Raw genomic sequence first — 13,645 nt, 5'->3', positions numbered from 1 at the left:
AACCGGCGGCAATGCCGCTATGGGGCGATGACAGGGGCTCTCCATGACCGCGCTTCTCCTCGATCCATGGTTCTACGCGGCCGCCGTACCGGCGGTGATTCTCGTCGGCCTGTCGAAGGGCGGCTTCGGCGGCGCGGTCGGCTTCGTCGGCGTGCCGCTAATGGCGCTGGCGATGTCGCCGGTGCAGGCGGCGGCGATCCTGTTGCCCATCCTCATCCTCATGGACATCGTCTCGCTGTGGACATGGCGCGGCGTCTTCGACCGCACGATCCTGCGGCAGATGCTGCCCGGCTCGGTTCTCGGCATCGGCATCGGCTGGCTGACCGCCTCGATGGTGACGGTGGACATGGTCCGCTTCATCGTCGGCGCCATCGCCATCGCCTTCGTGGCGCGCTGGGCCTATGCGAGCCTTCGGCACGGCGCCGACCACAAGTCCCAGCCGAACGGGACGGCCGGCGCCTTCTGGGGCTCGGTCGCCGGCTTCACCAGCTTCGTCGCCCATGTCGGCGGCCCGCCCTTCCAGGTCTACACCCTGCCGCTCAAGCTCGACCCGAAGCTCCTCACGGGCACCAGCGTGATCTTCTTCGCGGTGACCAACGCCATCAAGCTGATCCCCTATTTCGCGCTCGGCCAGTTCGACGCCGCCAACCTCACCGCCTCGCTTGCGCTGATGCCCCTGGCGCCGCTCGCCACACTGGCCGGCGCCTGGCTGGTGCGCCGCATGAAGCCGGAGATATTCTACCCCTTCACCTACGCCACGGTCGCTCTCGTCGCGGTGAAGCTGCTTTACGACGGGGTACGCGACTTTATGTGAGGATGACCCCGCCGGGGCGGTGAAATAGGCTCGGGACGACAAGGGAGGAACGCCATGGGCAAGTACGAGGACAACCTCGACAAGAACCCCGCCAATCACCAGCCGCTGACGCCGCTGAGTTTCCTGGAGCGGGCGGCCAAGACCTTTCCCGACCATGTCGCGGTGATCCACGGCAGCCTGCGCCTTACCTATCGCGAACTGTGGCAGCGGTCGCTGAAGCTGGCCTCGGCGCTTGCCGCCAAGGGCATCGGCAAGGGCGACACGGTGACGGTGATGCTCTCCAACACCCCGCCGATGCTCGAAGCGCATTTCGGCGTGCCGATGACCAGGGCGGTGCTGCACTCGCTCAACACGCGGCTTGATGCGGCGATCATCGCCTTCCAGCTCGACCACGCCGAGACCAAGCTCCTGATCGTCGACCGCGAGTTCTCGGGCGTGATGCAGGAGGCACTGGCGCTCGCCAAGGTGAAACCGCTGGTGATCGACTACGACGACCCCGAGTATCCCGAGGACGCCCCCTACCCCAAGGGCGGGCGCATCGGCAGCCTCGACTACGAGGCCTTCGTCGCCTCGGGCAGCGAAACCTTCGCCTGGTCGATGCCCGACGACGAGTGGGACGCGATCTCGCTCAACTATACCTCGGGCACCACCGGCAATCCCAAGGGCGTGGTCTACCATCACCGGGGTGCTGCCCTGATGGCCTACACCAACACCATCCACGCCGGCATGGGCAAGCACTGCGTCTATCTCTGGACGCTGCCGATGTTCCACTGCAACGGCTGGTGCTTCCCGTGGACGCTTGCCGTGCAGGCGGGCACCCATGTCTGCCTGCGCTGGGTGCGCGCCAGGCAGATGTACGACGCCATCGCCGACCACGGCGTCACCCATCTCTGCGGCGCACCCATCGTCATGTCGCTGCTGATCAACGCCAGGGACGAGGACAAGCGCGAGTTCCCGCAGACGGTGACCTTCAACACGGCGGCCGCCCCGCCGCCCGAGGCGGTGCTTTCGGGCATGGCCGACGCGGGCTTCGCCGTCACCCACCTCTATGGTCTCACAGAAACCTATGGTCCCGCCGTGGTCAACGAATGGCATGGGGAATGGGACGGCCTCGACAAGGGTGCGCGCACCGCCAGGAAGGCGCGGCAGGGCGTGCGCTATGCCGCGCTCGAGGACCTGACGGTGATGAACCCGGAGACGATGGAAAAGACGGCCGCCGACGGCGAGACCATCGGCGAGGTCATGTTCCGCGGCAACATCGTTATGAAGGGTTACCTCAAGAACGGACAGGCCACCGACGAGGCCTTCGCCGGCGGCTGGTTCCATTCGGGCGACCTCGGCGTGATGCATCCGGACGGCTACATCCAGCTCAAGGATCGCTCCAAGGACATCATCATCTCGGGCGGCGAGAACATCTCGTCCATCGAGGTCGAGGACGCGCTCTACAAGCACCCGGCGGTCGCATCCTGCGGCGTGGTCGCCCGATCAGACGACAAATGGGGCGAGGTGCCGGTGGCTTATGTCGAACTGAAGCCCGGCAAGGCGGCGACCGAGGCCGAGATCATCGAGCATTGCCGCTCGCTGCTCGCCCGCTTCAAGGTGCCGAAGGCTGTGATCTTCGCCGAGATCCCGAAAACCTCGACCGGCAAGATCCAGAAATTCCGCCTGCGCGACATGGCCAGGCAGCAATGACGACGGATGCGGCGCCCCCCGGAGGCCGCCGCATCTCGTCTCAGGCGGCCGCCGCGGCAGCCGGGCGCAAGCCGTCGAAGGCCGCCCACAGGCCGAGGCCGAACACCGCGGCCATGGCCATCAGGACAGGCACGTCGGATGCCGTCGGCTTGAGCACCATGTCGGCGACGATGACCAGCATCACCGCGTAGTCGAAACGCGCCACCTTGAGGATGCGGCGGCCGTTGTCCAGCACGGCTGGCGTGACGCCGTCGCGGGCGATGAGCGCGGCCATGCGGTCGGCCGTCGGCTTGAACACCAGCGTGCCGATCAGGAAGGTGGCCGCATAGCCGGCGAGGCCGATGATGATCCAGAGGTCGGCGAAACCGACCCAGAACCAGCACATGACGAGCCCGAGCAACAGCGTGACCAGCGAGGCCGGCATGAACAGCCTGTTGCCGAGTTCGCCGACCGAACGCATGACCTGCAGCATGCCGTGGGTGTCGCCGGCACGGTCGGCGCGCACCGCAAGCAGCATGAGCACAAAGCCGCCGCCGACCCAGACGGTGGCCGCCATGACATGCAGGAACTTCACCACTGAATAGAAATCCATCGTTCCGAACCTTTCCATCCGGTTGGCCGAAGAGGCGGGCCGCCACTTCAGGCACCGCTGATTTTCGGCGGCGGCAAATAGCACCGGGGCTGTTTCGGCAGTGTGTCGGCGGAAGGCCGTCCTTGTTTCCGGGCCGTATTCGGGCCGCGCGCGGGCGCGGAAATCCGTGGAATTCCACTCTTGCAGCCCCATTCCCGGTGCAGAGCTGGGGCAAAGGCCGGCCGGGTCATGCTATGCTTGGCCGCGCCGCCCAATCCGCGGTGCGGCTTCAGCGGGCCGTGGGGGAGGAAACGGCCACCTCGCCAACCAGTGTAACCATCGGAAGCAAGCCGCAGGATCGCGCGGCATGCGGCGGAAACATCGCCGGTGCAAATGCGCCGGTACCGACCGCTTGCCGCGGTCTGCCCATTCAACAACCCATTCCCTGCGGGGGGAAAAGGCAATCGGAGCAAAGGTATGCAAGGGGTCGCACGGAATTTCTTCACGCTAGCCGTCATCTACGCGTTGGCCGGCATGGCGCTGGGGCTGTACATGTCGATCAGCCAGGATCACACCCAGATGCCGGTGCACGCCCACACCATGGTGGCGGGCTGGCTGATGTCGTCGGTCTTCGCCTTCTTCTACCACCTGTTTCCGGCAGCCCGCGACAAGGCGCTGGCGACGGTGCATTTCTGGCTGACGGCCGTGAGCGGCATCGGCCTGCTCGTCGGCCTGTTCTTCCTGCTCGGCGGCAACCCGGCGATCGAACCGGTCGTCGCGGCTTCGTCGATGGGCTTCTACGCGGCGATGTTCCTGTTCGTGTTCATCGCGCTGCCGACCGTCTGGAAATCGCAGCCGGCAAACTAGGGTATCGTGCCGGACATTGTGCCGTGCCGGGACAGTTGGGGACAATCGGGCGTCAGCCTTAAGGCTCCATTAAGCATTCCAGTGTTTTACTGTGGGCATCCAGTCATCTGGATTCTTACCGAGTGGTTGGAGCCACTTTGTTTGACGCCTCCCTGTTAAACTCCTGAGAGCCGCGCATTTCCGCGGCTCTTTTTTTTCGCGCCGCGAGGCGCGGAGGAGTTGCCAGCCAACCGCGGCGTTAACCCTTTGTTAAACATGCGCTTGCGTTCAGCCGAGCGGAAGCGCATTTTCAACGGGCTTGGCGTATTAGGAGCAGGCGCGCGCAGAATCCGTCGCAGGAGACGGGCGGGTCGCGAGCCAGGGATGCAGGGTACCAGTAATGAACGAGCCTTCGAGGGAAAGCGCGAACACCATCAAGCTCGCCGAGCGGCGGGTTTTTTCGCCCTCCTTCAAGCCCCTCTACAACGAGGGCATGGGGCTCGTGGAGCGGGCTGCCGAGTACCTCGACGGCGCCGGCCGGGTCGAGGCGAAGAAACTGTCGCGACTTGCCGCGACCCTCTATGCCGCCGAATCGATGCGGCTGACGACACGGCTGATGCAGATCGCCTCCTGGCTGCTGCTGCAGCGGGCGGCCAATTCCGGCGAGATGACCCGCGACCAGGTCGCCTCGGAAAAATCCAAGGTCAGGCTGGACACCGCCTCCGCTCACGACGATGCAGCCGGCTGGAACGAACTGCCCGCCGATTTCGTCGACCTCGTGCGCCGTTCGCTGCGGCTGCAGGCTCTGGTCCGGCGCATGGACGAGGAGATCTACGGGACCGGCGCCACCGTGGTGCCGGTTCAGGCGATGCGCCGCAGCAATCCGGTCTCCGACCAGATCAACCTGCTCAACACTGCCTTCGCCCGCAACTGACGCGGTTCCCCGGCGCTTGACGGGGATTGTTTCCGGTTTGTTCACATTTGTCTGGCGTCTTGCCTCCGTGGCGATAGAGTTCGCGGATGAGAGAGACGATTCGCATCATTGGTATCGACCCGGGGCTTCGGCGCACCGGTTGGGGCATCATCGAAGCGCTCGGCAATTCGCTGCGCTTCGTTGCCGCCGGCACGGTGCGCTCCGACGACAAGGCGGCGCTCGCCAGCCGGCTGTGCCAGTTGCATGACGGCCTCGCCGACGTGATCCATCGCGAGATGCCGCATGAGGCCGCGGTCGAGGCGACCTTCGTCAACAAGGACGCGACCGCCACGCTGAAGCTCGGCCAGGCTCGCGGCATCGCCATGCTGGTTCCGGCCCGCGCCGGGCTGGCGGTCGCCGAATATTCGCCCAATGCCGTCAAGAAGGCGGTGATCGGCGTCGGCCACGGCGACAAGAAGCAGATCGCCATGATGGTCAAGGTGCTGCTGCCCAAGGCCGGCTTCGACACCGCCGACGCCGCCGACGCGCTGGCGATCGCCATCTGCCACGCGCATCATCGCCAGAGCCCGGCCTACAGGCTGGCCGAACTGGCAGCTGCCCAGGCTTGATGTTCTTGACTTGTTCTCATCGCTGAATCATTTCTTGCCGGCAAGAAGAGGAATGATTCCATGCGCGTGACCAGCAAGGGCCAGGTGACGATTCCGCGCGACCTGCGCGAGACCTTCGGCATCGTGGCGAATACCGAAGTGATCTTCGGCATCGAGGGCGGCAAGATCACCATCGTTCCCAAGGATGAGATCGGCCGGCTTGCCGAGCGCGACCGGTTCGACCGCTTCCTGGCGATACTGGACCGGCTGGAAGGAACCGTCGAACCGGGGATCGGCGCGGACGAACCGTCTGCATTGGCCCGGGAGAGGTAGCGCCGTACCATGGGACGGGTCCGCTGCCGGCGCCAGCTGGCAGGCCGTCCCGTCGCGGCGCCATGTTCTTGACTTGTTCTCATGCGGCCGGTAAGTAATACCTACGAGGTATTACTATGCGCGTGACCACAAAAGGCCAGGTGACCATCCCCAAGGAGATCCGCGACCGGCTCGGCATCGAGCCCGGCTCGGAGGTGGATTTTGTCGTGTCCGACGGTGTGGTCACGCTGGTAGCGATCGAGGACGACGAGGCGCGGCAGCGCCGGGCAAAGGCCATCAGTGCCTGGGCGGACAAGGTGGCCGGGACGATCGATCTCGGCGGCGTGACGACCGACGAATATATGGAGTGGCTGAGGGGGCCGCGCGATGACCTCGGTCCTCGTTGATTCCAACATCTTCCTGGACATGTTCCAAGGCGGCCCGGCAAGCGGCTGGTCGCGCAGCAACCTCGTGAGGGAGGGAAGCGTCGCCGCCCTTGTCGTCAATCCGGTCATCTGGTCGGAAATCTCGGTACGATTTCCGACGGAAGCGGATCTGGCGGAATCGCTGGCAGGCCTCGCGATCCACAAGGCGCAGATTCCCTATGAGGCCGCTTTCGCTGCAGGCAAGGCCCATCTCGCATATCGCCAGAATTGCGGAAGCCGCGACCGCACCCTGCCCGATTTCCTGATCGGGGCGCATGCGCAGGTGGCCGGGCACCGGCTGTTGACCCGCGACGCCACGCGCTATCGCGGCTATTTCCCCGACCTCGACATCATCGCACCTGACACCCATCCATGACGGGACGCACCAAATGATCGGCAAGTTGAAGGGCACGGTCGACGAGATCGGCGAGGACTACTGCGTGCTCGACGTGCATGGCGTGGGCTACGTCGCCTATTGCTCGGCGCGCACGTTGGCCTCGCTGTCGGGGCCCGGCGAGGCTGCCGTACTCCACATCGAGACCTATGTGCGCGAGGACATGATCCGGCTCTACGGCTTCCAGTCGGAGCTGGAGCGGGAGTGGTTCCGCCTGCTGCAGAACAACGTCCAGGGCGTCGGAGCCAAGGTGGCGCTCGCCGTGCTGTCGACGCTGGCCCCGGCCGACCTCGCCAACGCGATCGCGCTGCGCGACATCGCCATGGTGAGCCGTGCCCCGGGCGTCGGCAAGAAGGTCGCCGAGCGCATCGTCACAGAGCTCAAGAACAAGGCGCCGGCCTATGCCGGCGCCGCCTCGGGCACCATCGGCCTCAAGCAGGAACTCGGCGAAGGCGTGGCCCCCGCCCCAGTCGCCGACGCCGTGTCGGCGCTGGTCAACCTCGGCTATTCGCGCGACATCGCCGCCAATGCGGTCGCCGCCGCGATGAAGACCGCCGGCGAAGGCGCCGATTCGTCCAAGCTGATCCGCTTCGGCCTGAAGGAGCTGGCGCGGTGATTGGTTGTCGATTTCCTCCGTCCTTACTATATTTGAAATGTAAGTATTCTCGCGAGGAGTAAGACCAATGGGCGGCGTAGCCACCTTGACCTCGAAGGGCCAGTTGACGATCCCGAAGGAGGTTCGCGACGCCCTGACGCTGAAGCCGGGCGACACCATCGCCTGGACGGTCATCGACAATCATCTGGTCGGCACGCCGCGCAACCTGACCTTCGCAGATCTGGCCGGCTTCCTCGGCGAGCCGCCCGGCGGGCCGGCAACGCTGGAGGAGATCGACGCCGCGGTGCGTGAAGCCGTCGGCAGGCACGCGCTCGGCAAGCAGGCGATCACCGACGAGGACGCCGCGTGACCCAGGTCGGCCTCGACACCAACATCCTGCTGCGCATGGTGCTGAACGACGACCCGCACCAGCGGGCGAAGGCGCTCGCCTTCGGCAACGGCTTGAGCGAAGACGATCCCGGTTTCGTCAGCTTGATCGTGCTGGTCGAGTTCAGTTGGGCCCTGATGTCACGCTACAGGCAGTCGAAGGAGCAGACACTTGCGGCGATACACCGGCTGCTCAAGATCAAGACCCTGGCCTTCGAGGATTTCGATGCGATCGTCCGTGCACTGGAGCGTGCCAACGCGCCGCAGGTGGACTTTACCGATGCGCTCATCGCCGAACACAATCTGCAGCTCGGCTGCTCCCGAACCGTCACCTTCGACCATATAGCGGCCAAATCGATTCCCGCCATGGAACTGCTTACGTGAACACGCCCACCCGCCTCATCTCTCCCGACAAGCGCGGCGAGGACGCCGATGCCAGCCTGCGTCCGCAGACTTTGGACGACTTTGTCGGCCAGGCTGCGGCGCGCGCCAACCTCAAGATCTTCATCGAGGCGGCCAAGCAGCGCGGCGAGGCGCTCGACCACGTGCTGTTCGTCGGCCCGCCCGGCCTGGGCAAGACGACGCTCGCCCAGATCATGGCGCGCGAGCTCGGCGTCAACTTCCGCTCCACCTCGGGCCCGGTCATCGCCAAGGCCGGCGATCTCGCAGCACTGCTGACCAATCTCGAGGAACGCGACGTGCTGTTCATCGACGAGATCCACCGGCTGAACCCCGCCGTCGAGGAAATCCTCTACCCGGCGATGGAGGACTACCAGCTCGACCTGATCATCGGCGAAGGCCCGGCGGCGCGGTCGGTGAAGATCGACCTCGCCAAGTTCACGCTGGTCGCCGCCACCACGCGGCTCGGCCTGCTCACCAATCCGCTGCGCGACCGCTTCGGCATCCCGACGCGGCTCAATTTCTATACGGTCGAGGAACTCGAGCTGATCGTGCGCCGCGGCGCCCGCATCCTCGGCATGCCGCTCGCCGACGACGGCGCCATCGAGATCGCCCGCCGCGCCCGCGGCACGCCGCGCATCGCCGGCCGCCTCTTGCGCCGCGTCCGCGACTTTGCCGCCGTGGCCGGTTCCGGTCCGGTCGACCGCCGCATCGCCGACGAGGCGCTGTCGCGGCTCGAGGTCGATTCGCTCGGCCTCGACCAGCTCGACCGGCGCTACCTGACGATGATCGCGATGAATTTCGGCGGCGGCCCGGTCGGCATCGAGACCATCGCCGCGGGCCTCTCCGAGCCGCGCGACGCCATTGAGGACATCATCGAGCCCTACCTGATCCAGCAAGGCTTCATCCAGCGCACGCCGCGCGGGCGCATGCTGACCGCCAATGCCTGGAAGCATCTCGGGCTCGACATGCCGCGCGACCTGGCCGTCCAGCAGATCAACCTGTTCCAGGAAGAGGACTGACGGAAGAAGGCGGTGCCGCGGCGATGGCGGCGGAGCCCTTGATCGGCGCGCCCATGCCTGTCATCGGTCGCAAGCGGACGGCGTCCGCGAACCGGAAGAAGGACCACCGATGCCCAATCATGCTGAACAGGACGTGCTTGCCGCCGGGATTTCCGGGGCGCTGACGCCCTTCGGTCATCGGCTGATGGCTCGGGTCTATTATGCCGACACCGACTTTTCCGGCGTCGTCTACCATGCGCGCTATCTCGAATTCTTCGAACGCGGCCGCTCGGATTTCCTGCGACTCGCCGGCGTGCACCACACCGAACTGCATGACGGCAAGCACGGCGAGAAGATCGTCTGGGTGGTGCGCCGCATGGAGATCGACTTCCGCAGCCCGGCCAGGATCGACGACATCCTCACCGTGGACACCAGCACCGAGGACATCTCGGGCGCGCGCATCACCATGGCCCAAAAGCTCAAGCGCGGCGACGAAGTGCTGGTCGAGGCGCGCGTCGAGGCCGCGATCGTCGGCGAGAATGGCCGCCCGAGGCGCTTTCCGAAGGAATGGGTTGCCGCCTTCATGCCGCAGGGCGAACGCTGAAGACGTTCCCAAGCAATTCCGGCCGCCAACCCGCAAGTTGCCGCAGAGTCATGCCGCAGCGCGGCATATACTAACCCATCCTTAACCATAACGGTCCATTAAGGGCCAAGTGAAAGTCGTAAGGATTTCGATGCGGCCTTCCTTTCACCAAATTTCGCTCCGAAAAGGCCGCGAAAGGCGCATTTGGGGCACTTCCGGAAGCTTCGCGCGAACGGACCAAATGGGATGATGCGCATGGGCTAGCCATGAGCCTGTTTTGAACCTGGGACCGCGATGTCGACGCCACCTCGGCGTAGCCGCGTCCAGAGCTCAAGGCAGGTCGAGTAGCCAGGCCCGGAAATCTTAAGGACTGTTTCAAGATGGAAAATCTACCTCTCGCCCAGACCGGCGCAGAATTGTCGATTTGGGCGTTGTTCTGGCAGGCCGGCTGGGTCGTCAAGCTGGTGATGCTTGGCCTGCTCGGCGCGTCGGTCTGGACCTGGGCCATCGTCATCGACAAGGTGGTCTCCTACAACCGCATGCGCGCGGCGCTGAACCGCTTCGAGCAGATCTTCTGGTCGGGCCAGTCGCTCGAGGAGCTTTACCGCAACCTGTCGGACCGCAAGACCACGGGCATGAGCGCGATCTTCGTCGCCGCCATGCGCGAGTGGAAGAAGAGCTTCGAGAAGGGCGCGAAGTCGCCGCTCGGCCTGCAGACCCGCATCGACAAGGCGATGGACCTGGCGCTGACGCGCGAGATGGAGCGGCTCGAAGGCCGCCTCGGCTTCCTCGCCACCATCGGTTCGGCCGCGCCCTTCATCGGCCTGTTCGGCACCGTCGTCGGCATCATGACCTCGTTCCAGGCGATCGCCGGCTCGAAATCCACCAACCTGGCCGTCGTCGCCCCCGGCATCGCCGAGGCGCTCCTGGCAACGGCCATCGGCCTGCTCGCCGCCATTCCCGCGGTCATCGCCTACAACAAGCTGTCATCCGATGCCGGCAAGATCGCCGCGCGCATGGAGGGCTTCGCCGACGAGTTCTCCGCCATACTGTCGCGCCAAATCGATGAAAAAGTCGCGCAGCGGGCGGCCTGAGGAGTAGATCATGGGAATGTCAGTTGGCGCAGGTGGCGGCGGACGCGGGCGGCGGGGACGCCGCCACACGCTGGTGTCCGAGATCAACGTCACCCCACTGGTCGACGTCATGCTGGTGCTGCTCATCATCTTCATGGTGGCCGCGCCCATGATGACCGTGGGCGTGCCGATCGACCTGCCGGAAACGCAGGCCAAGGCACTCAATTCCGATACCCAGCCGATCACCGTCTCGGTCAACCAGGGCGGCCAGATCTACCTGCAGGAAACCGAGCTCGCGATCGAGGAGGTCGTGCCGAAACTCGAGGCCATCGCCAAGACCGGCTATGAGGAGCGCATCTATGTGCGCGGCGACAAGACCGCCGACTACGGCACCGTGATGCAGGTGATGGCGCGCATTTCCGCCGCCGGCTTCCGCAACATCGGCCTCGTCACGCTGCAGGAACAGGACCAGTAGTCCGAAAAATGAAGACCGGCCTCGCGACATCTGTGGTCCTGCATGCAGCGGTGCTGGGCTTCGGCCTGTTCTCGCTGTCGGCGCCCTCGGCTCTGGAGGTCGCCGACGTCGAGGCGCTGCCGGTCGACATCGTGCCGGTGGAATCGATCACCCAGATCCAGAAGGGCGACAAGAAGGCGCCGGCAAACGAGAAGCCGGCCCCGACCCCGACCAAGCGGCCCGACATCGTGGCCGATGCGCAGAACGTCGGCGACAACCAGATCGACAGCGACAAGCCGCCGACGCCCGAACCGACCAAGAAGCAGGTGGAGACGACCGGCGCGCCGCCGCCCTCGCCCAAGCCGGAGCCCAAGCCTGCTCCCGTGGAGAAGCCGAAGCCCGAGCCGGTGAAGCAGGCCGAGCAGAAGCCGGCGCCCGTGCCGGCGACCGAAGTGACGCCCGAGCCGCAGCCCAAGCAGGAAGTGAAGCCGGACCCGGTGGCCGAGACGATCGTCTCCGACCAGGCCGAGGCGGAAGCCGTGAAGCTGCCTGAAAATGCGCCGGCGCCGGAGGCGAAGCCCAAGCCGCCCCAGGCGCAGACGGCCAAGACGCCCGACCGCAAGCAGGAAGACAAGCAGACCCAGCAGGCCGCGGCCAAGCCGAAGTCCGAGGAAAAGCAGTTCGACGCCGACGAGGTCGCAGCACTGCTCAACAAAGAGAAGCCGTCGGGTGGCGGCGCCAAGCGTTCGACCGAGCAGGCGTCGCTGGGCGGCAAGAAGGATACCGGCGGCTCGAAGCTGAGCCAGAGCGAGATGGACGCATTGCGCGGAGCGATCCAGCGCTGCTGGAACGTGCCGGCGGGCGCAGCCGACGCCCAGAACCTGCGCGTGTCGATCCAGTTCAAGCTGAGCCAGAGCGGCGAGATCGAAGGCCGTCCGGAAATCATCTCCGGCGGCGGCTCTGCCGGCATCGAACGCGCCGCCGCAGAATCCGCGCGCCGCGCGGTGCTGCAATGCGCGCCCTACAACCTGCCCGCCGACAAATACGAAGCCTGGGCGGATGTCATCGTCAATTTCGATCCAAGCGAAATGTTCTGAGCGCCGCCCGCTCATCCGGAACTGAAGAGGCCTGTCCAATGAAGCAATTCATCAAAGCGATCCTTCTGATCGGCGCCATGGCGAGCGGCATGACCGCATTCACAACCCTGCCCGCACGCGCGCTGGTCGAGATCGACGTCAACAAGGGCAATATCGAGCCGCTGCCGATCGCGATCACCGACTTCCTGTCGGCCGATGCGCTCGGCGCCGAGATTGCCAGCATCGTCGCTGCCGACCTGCAGCGCTCGGGCCTGTTCGCGCCGATCGACAAGGGTGCTTTCATCGAGAAGATCTCCAATCCGGACGTCGCGCCGCGCTTCGAGGACTGGAAGGTGATCAACGCCCAGGCGCTGGTGACGGGCCGCGTCAGCCAGGAGGCCGACGGCAGGCTGCGGGCCGAGTTCCGGCTGTGGGACACCTTTGCCGGACAGCAGCTGGCCGGCGAGCAGTTCTTCGCCAACAAGGCCAATTCGCGCCGCATCGCCCACATCATCGCCGACGCGATCTATGAGCGGCTGACCGGCGAGAAGGGCTACTTCGACACCCGCGTCGTGTTCATCGACGAATCCGGCTCCAAGCAGCAGCGCAAGAAGCGCCTGGCGATCATGGACCAGGACGGCGCCAATGTGCGCTACCTGTCCGACGGCCGCGCGATTGCGATGACGCCGCGCTTCTCGCCGACGCGCCAGGAAATCACCTACATGTCCTACGAGAGCGGCCAGCCGCAGGTCTACCTGCTGCAGATCGAGACCGGCCAGCGCGAACTCGTCGGCAACTTCCCCGGCATGACGTTTGCCCCGCGCTTCTCGCCCGACGGCCAGCGCGTGATCATGAGCTTGATGCGTGAAGACGGCAACTCGAACATCTTCTCGATGGACCTGCGCAGCCGCACCACCACGCGCCTCACCAACTCCAGCGCCATCGACACCTCGCCGTCCTATGCGCCCGACGGGTCCAAGGTCGTCTTCACCTCCGACCGCGGCGGCCAGCCGCAGATCTACGTCATGGGTGCCGACGGTTCGGGCCAGACGCGAATCTCCTTCGGCGGCGGCAGCTACTCGACGCCGGTGTGGTCGCCGCGCGGCGACCTGATCGCCTTCACCAAGCAGTCCGGCGGCCAGTTCCAGATCGGCGTGATGAAGACCGACGGTTCGGGCGAGCGCATCCTGTCGACCGGCTTCCAGCAGGAAGGCCCGACCTGGGCACCAAACGGCCGCGTGCTGATGTTCTTCCGCGACGCTCCCGGCGGCGGCGGTCCGAGGCTCTTCTCGATCGACCTGACCGGCCGCAACGAGCAGGCGATCCCAACCCAGGGCTTCGCGTCCGACCCGGCCTGGTCGCCCCTGCTCGACTGAGACCGTTAACCCTAGCGCTGGAGCGCGACCAATCGAAACAGGGGCATCATTTGAGCAATGATGCCGCCTTTCTGCCGTATTTCGGCCTAGGCTGCGCGGCGAAATTGCTACGACGATGTCGCGGCG

General features: G+C 65.6%; 18 protein-coding genes. 17 read left to right on the top strand and 1 reads right to left on the bottom strand.

Annotated elements, in window-relative coordinates:
• Positions 1 to 43 precede the first annotated feature (43 nt).
• Both PV773_RS11445 and PV773_RS11440 read left to right on the top strand, forming a co-directional pair.
• Positions 44 to 814 (top strand): sulfite exporter TauE/SafE family protein, encoded by a 771-nt coding sequence (locus tag PV773_RS11445; RefSeq protein ID WP_347966457.1) that lies wholly within the window; start codon positions 44 to 46, stop codon positions 812 to 814.
• Between the two features lie 54 nt (positions 815 to 868).
• Complete coding sequence (locus PV773_RS11440; RefSeq protein ID WP_347966456.1) at positions 869 to 2,506, top strand: acyl-CoA synthetase; 1,638 nt, start codon at positions 869 to 871, stop codon at positions 2,504 to 2,506.
• A gap of 40 nt (positions 2,507 to 2,546) precedes the next feature.
• Here PV773_RS11440 and PV773_RS11435 read toward each other — a convergent pair whose 3' ends face one another.
• Positions 2,547 to 3,098: a DUF2269 family protein gene (locus tag PV773_RS11435; protein WP_347966455.1), complete on the bottom strand. Its 552-nt coding sequence runs from the start codon at positions 3,096 to 3,098 to the stop codon at positions 2,547 to 2,549.
• Positions 3,099 to 3,554: 456 nt separating this feature from the next.
• On the opposite strand from PV773_RS11435, the gene PV773_RS11430 reads away from it, so the two are divergent.
• The 15 genes from PV773_RS11430 to tolB all read left to right on the top strand — a co-directional run bounded on the left by PV773_RS11430 (position 3,555) and on the right by tolB (position 13,519).
• Positions 3,555 to 3,944: a hypothetical protein gene (locus PV773_RS11430; RefSeq protein ID WP_340037931.1), complete on the top strand. Its 390-nt coding sequence runs from the start codon at positions 3,555 to 3,557 to the stop codon at positions 3,942 to 3,944.
• Between the two features lie 379 nt (positions 3,945 to 4,323).
• A complete protein-coding gene (locus PV773_RS11425) occupies positions 4,324 to 4,857 on the top strand; it encodes a DUF1465 family protein (RefSeq protein WP_347966454.1) in 534 nt (177 codons plus the stop codon).
• Between the two features lie 86 nt (positions 4,858 to 4,943).
• Positions 4,944 to 5,465 (top strand): crossover junction endodeoxyribonuclease RuvC, encoded by a 522-nt coding sequence (ruvC, locus tag PV773_RS11420; RefSeq protein ID WP_347966453.1) that lies wholly within the window; start codon positions 4,944 to 4,946, stop codon positions 5,463 to 5,465.
• 60 nt (positions 5,466 to 5,525) lie between these two features.
• On the top strand, positions 5,526 to 5,777 hold the full coding sequence (locus PV773_RS11415; RefSeq protein WP_347966452.1) for an AbrB/MazE/SpoVT family DNA-binding domain-containing protein: 252 nt from the start codon (positions 5,526 to 5,528) through the stop codon (positions 5,775 to 5,777).
• A 116-nt stretch (positions 5,778 to 5,893) separates the two neighbouring features.
• Positions 5,894 to 6,163 carry an AbrB/MazE/SpoVT family DNA-binding domain-containing protein gene (locus tag PV773_RS11410; protein ID WP_347966451.1) on the top strand — a complete coding sequence of 90 codons (270 nt, stop codon included), beginning with the start codon at positions 5,894 to 5,896 and terminating at the stop codon, positions 6,161 to 6,163.
• Positions 6,144 to 6,557 carry a type II toxin-antitoxin system VapC family toxin gene (locus PV773_RS11405; RefSeq protein WP_347966450.1) on the top strand — a complete coding sequence of 138 codons (414 nt, stop codon included), beginning with the start codon at positions 6,144 to 6,146 and terminating at the stop codon, positions 6,555 to 6,557. The genes PV773_RS11410 and PV773_RS11405 overlap by 20 nt, the downstream gene beginning before the upstream one ends.
• Positions 6,558 to 6,570: 13 nt before the next feature.
• A complete protein-coding gene (ruvA, locus tag PV773_RS11400) occupies positions 6,571 to 7,191 on the top strand; it encodes a Holliday junction branch migration protein RuvA (RefSeq protein ID WP_347966449.1) in 621 nt (206 codons plus the stop codon).
• Between the two features lie 67 nt (positions 7,192 to 7,258).
• Positions 7,259 to 7,540: an AbrB/MazE/SpoVT family DNA-binding domain-containing protein gene (locus PV773_RS11395; protein ID WP_347966448.1), complete on the top strand. Its 282-nt coding sequence runs from the start codon at positions 7,259 to 7,261 to the stop codon at positions 7,538 to 7,540.
• Positions 7,537 to 7,941 (top strand): type II toxin-antitoxin system VapC family toxin, encoded by a 405-nt coding sequence (locus PV773_RS11390; protein ID WP_347966447.1) that lies wholly within the window; start codon positions 7,537 to 7,539, stop codon positions 7,939 to 7,941. Before PV773_RS11395 ends, PV773_RS11390 begins: the two co-directional genes overlap by 4 nt.
• Positions 7,938 to 8,978 (top strand): Holliday junction branch migration DNA helicase RuvB, encoded by a 1,041-nt coding sequence (ruvB, locus tag PV773_RS11385; protein ID WP_347966446.1) that lies wholly within the window; start codon positions 7,938 to 7,940, stop codon positions 8,976 to 8,978. Before PV773_RS11390 ends, ruvB begins: the two co-directional genes overlap by 4 nt.
• A 109-nt stretch (positions 8,979 to 9,087) precedes the next feature.
• Positions 9,088 to 9,561 (top strand): tol-pal system-associated acyl-CoA thioesterase, encoded by a 474-nt coding sequence (gene ybgC / locus PV773_RS11380; protein ID WP_347966445.1) that lies wholly within the window; start codon positions 9,088 to 9,090, stop codon positions 9,559 to 9,561.
• Positions 9,562 to 9,920: 359 nt separating this feature from the next.
• On the top strand, positions 9,921 to 10,634 hold the full coding sequence (gene tolQ / locus PV773_RS11375) for a protein TolQ (RefSeq protein ID WP_347966444.1): 714 nt from the start codon (positions 9,921 to 9,923) through the stop codon (positions 10,632 to 10,634).
• Between the two features lie 10 nt (positions 10,635 to 10,644).
• Positions 10,645 to 11,088, top strand: a complete 444-nt coding sequence (gene tolR, locus PV773_RS11370) for a protein TolR (RefSeq protein WP_340037943.1) — start codon at positions 10,645 to 10,647, stop codon at positions 11,086 to 11,088.
• 8 nt (positions 11,089 to 11,096) lie between these two features.
• A complete protein-coding gene (locus PV773_RS11365; protein WP_347966443.1) occupies positions 11,097 to 12,164 on the top strand; it encodes a hypothetical protein in 1,068 nt (355 codons plus the stop codon).
• Positions 12,165 to 12,241: 77 nt separating this feature from the next.
• Positions 12,242 to 13,519 (top strand): Tol-Pal system beta propeller repeat protein TolB, encoded by a 1,278-nt coding sequence (gene tolB / locus PV773_RS11360; RefSeq protein WP_347966526.1) that lies wholly within the window; start codon positions 12,242 to 12,244, stop codon positions 13,517 to 13,519.
• The last annotated feature ends 126 nt before the right edge of the window (positions 13,520 to 13,645 follow it).

Source organism: Mesorhizobium sp. CC13 (assembly GCF_039907765.1).
Taxonomy (GTDB): Bacteria; Pseudomonadota; Alphaproteobacteria; order Rhizobiales; family Rhizobiaceae; genus Aminobacter.
The sequence above is the reverse complement of the archived record's forward strand: the minus strand, read 5'-3'. Positions and strand labels throughout refer to the sequence as shown.

What these genes read in the sequence shown, in the direction of transcription:
- PV773_RS11445 (WP_347966457.1), top strand. Translation starts at nt 44, where the DNA reads ATGACCGCGCTTCTCCTCGATCCATGGTTCTACGCGGCCGCCGTACCG.
- PV773_RS11440 (WP_347966456.1), top strand. Translation starts at nt 869, where the DNA reads ATGGGCAAGTACGAGGACAACCTCGACAAGAACCCCGCCAATCACCAG.
- PV773_RS11435 (WP_347966455.1), bottom strand. Translation starts at nt 3,098, where the DNA reads ATGGATTTCTATTCAGTGGTGAAGTTCCTGCATGTCATGGCGGCCACC.
- PV773_RS11430 (WP_340037931.1), top strand. Translation starts at nt 3,555, where the DNA reads ATGCAAGGGGTCGCACGGAATTTCTTCACGCTAGCCGTCATCTACGCG.
- PV773_RS11425 (WP_347966454.1), top strand. Translation starts at nt 4,324, where the DNA reads ATGAACGAGCCTTCGAGGGAAAGCGCGAACACCATCAAGCTCGCCGAG.
- ruvC (WP_347966453.1), top strand. Translation starts at nt 4,944, where the DNA reads ATGAGAGAGACGATTCGCATCATTGGTATCGACCCGGGGCTTCGGCGC.
- PV773_RS11415 (WP_347966452.1), top strand. Translation starts at nt 5,526, where the DNA reads ATGCGCGTGACCAGCAAGGGCCAGGTGACGATTCCGCGCGACCTGCGC.
- PV773_RS11410 (WP_347966451.1), top strand. Translation starts at nt 5,894, where the DNA reads ATGCGCGTGACCACAAAAGGCCAGGTGACCATCCCCAAGGAGATCCGC.
- PV773_RS11405 (WP_347966450.1), top strand. Translation starts at nt 6,144, where the DNA reads ATGACCTCGGTCCTCGTTGATTCCAACATCTTCCTGGACATGTTCCAA.
- ruvA (WP_347966449.1), top strand. Translation starts at nt 6,571, where the DNA reads ATGATCGGCAAGTTGAAGGGCACGGTCGACGAGATCGGCGAGGACTAC.
- PV773_RS11395 (WP_347966448.1), top strand. Translation starts at nt 7,259, where the DNA reads ATGGGCGGCGTAGCCACCTTGACCTCGAAGGGCCAGTTGACGATCCCG.
- ybgC (WP_347966445.1), top strand. Translation starts at nt 9,088, where the DNA reads ATGCCCAATCATGCTGAACAGGACGTGCTTGCCGCCGGGATTTCCGGG.
- tolQ (WP_347966444.1), top strand. Translation starts at nt 9,921, where the DNA reads ATGGAAAATCTACCTCTCGCCCAGACCGGCGCAGAATTGTCGATTTGG.
- tolR (WP_340037943.1), top strand. Translation starts at nt 10,645, where the DNA reads ATGGGAATGTCAGTTGGCGCAGGTGGCGGCGGACGCGGGCGGCGGGGA.
- PV773_RS11365 (WP_347966443.1), top strand. Translation starts at nt 11,097, where the DNA reads ATGAAGACCGGCCTCGCGACATCTGTGGTCCTGCATGCAGCGGTGCTG.
- tolB (WP_347966526.1), top strand. Translation starts at nt 12,242, where the DNA reads ATGGCGAGCGGCATGACCGCATTCACAACCCTGCCCGCACGCGCGCTG.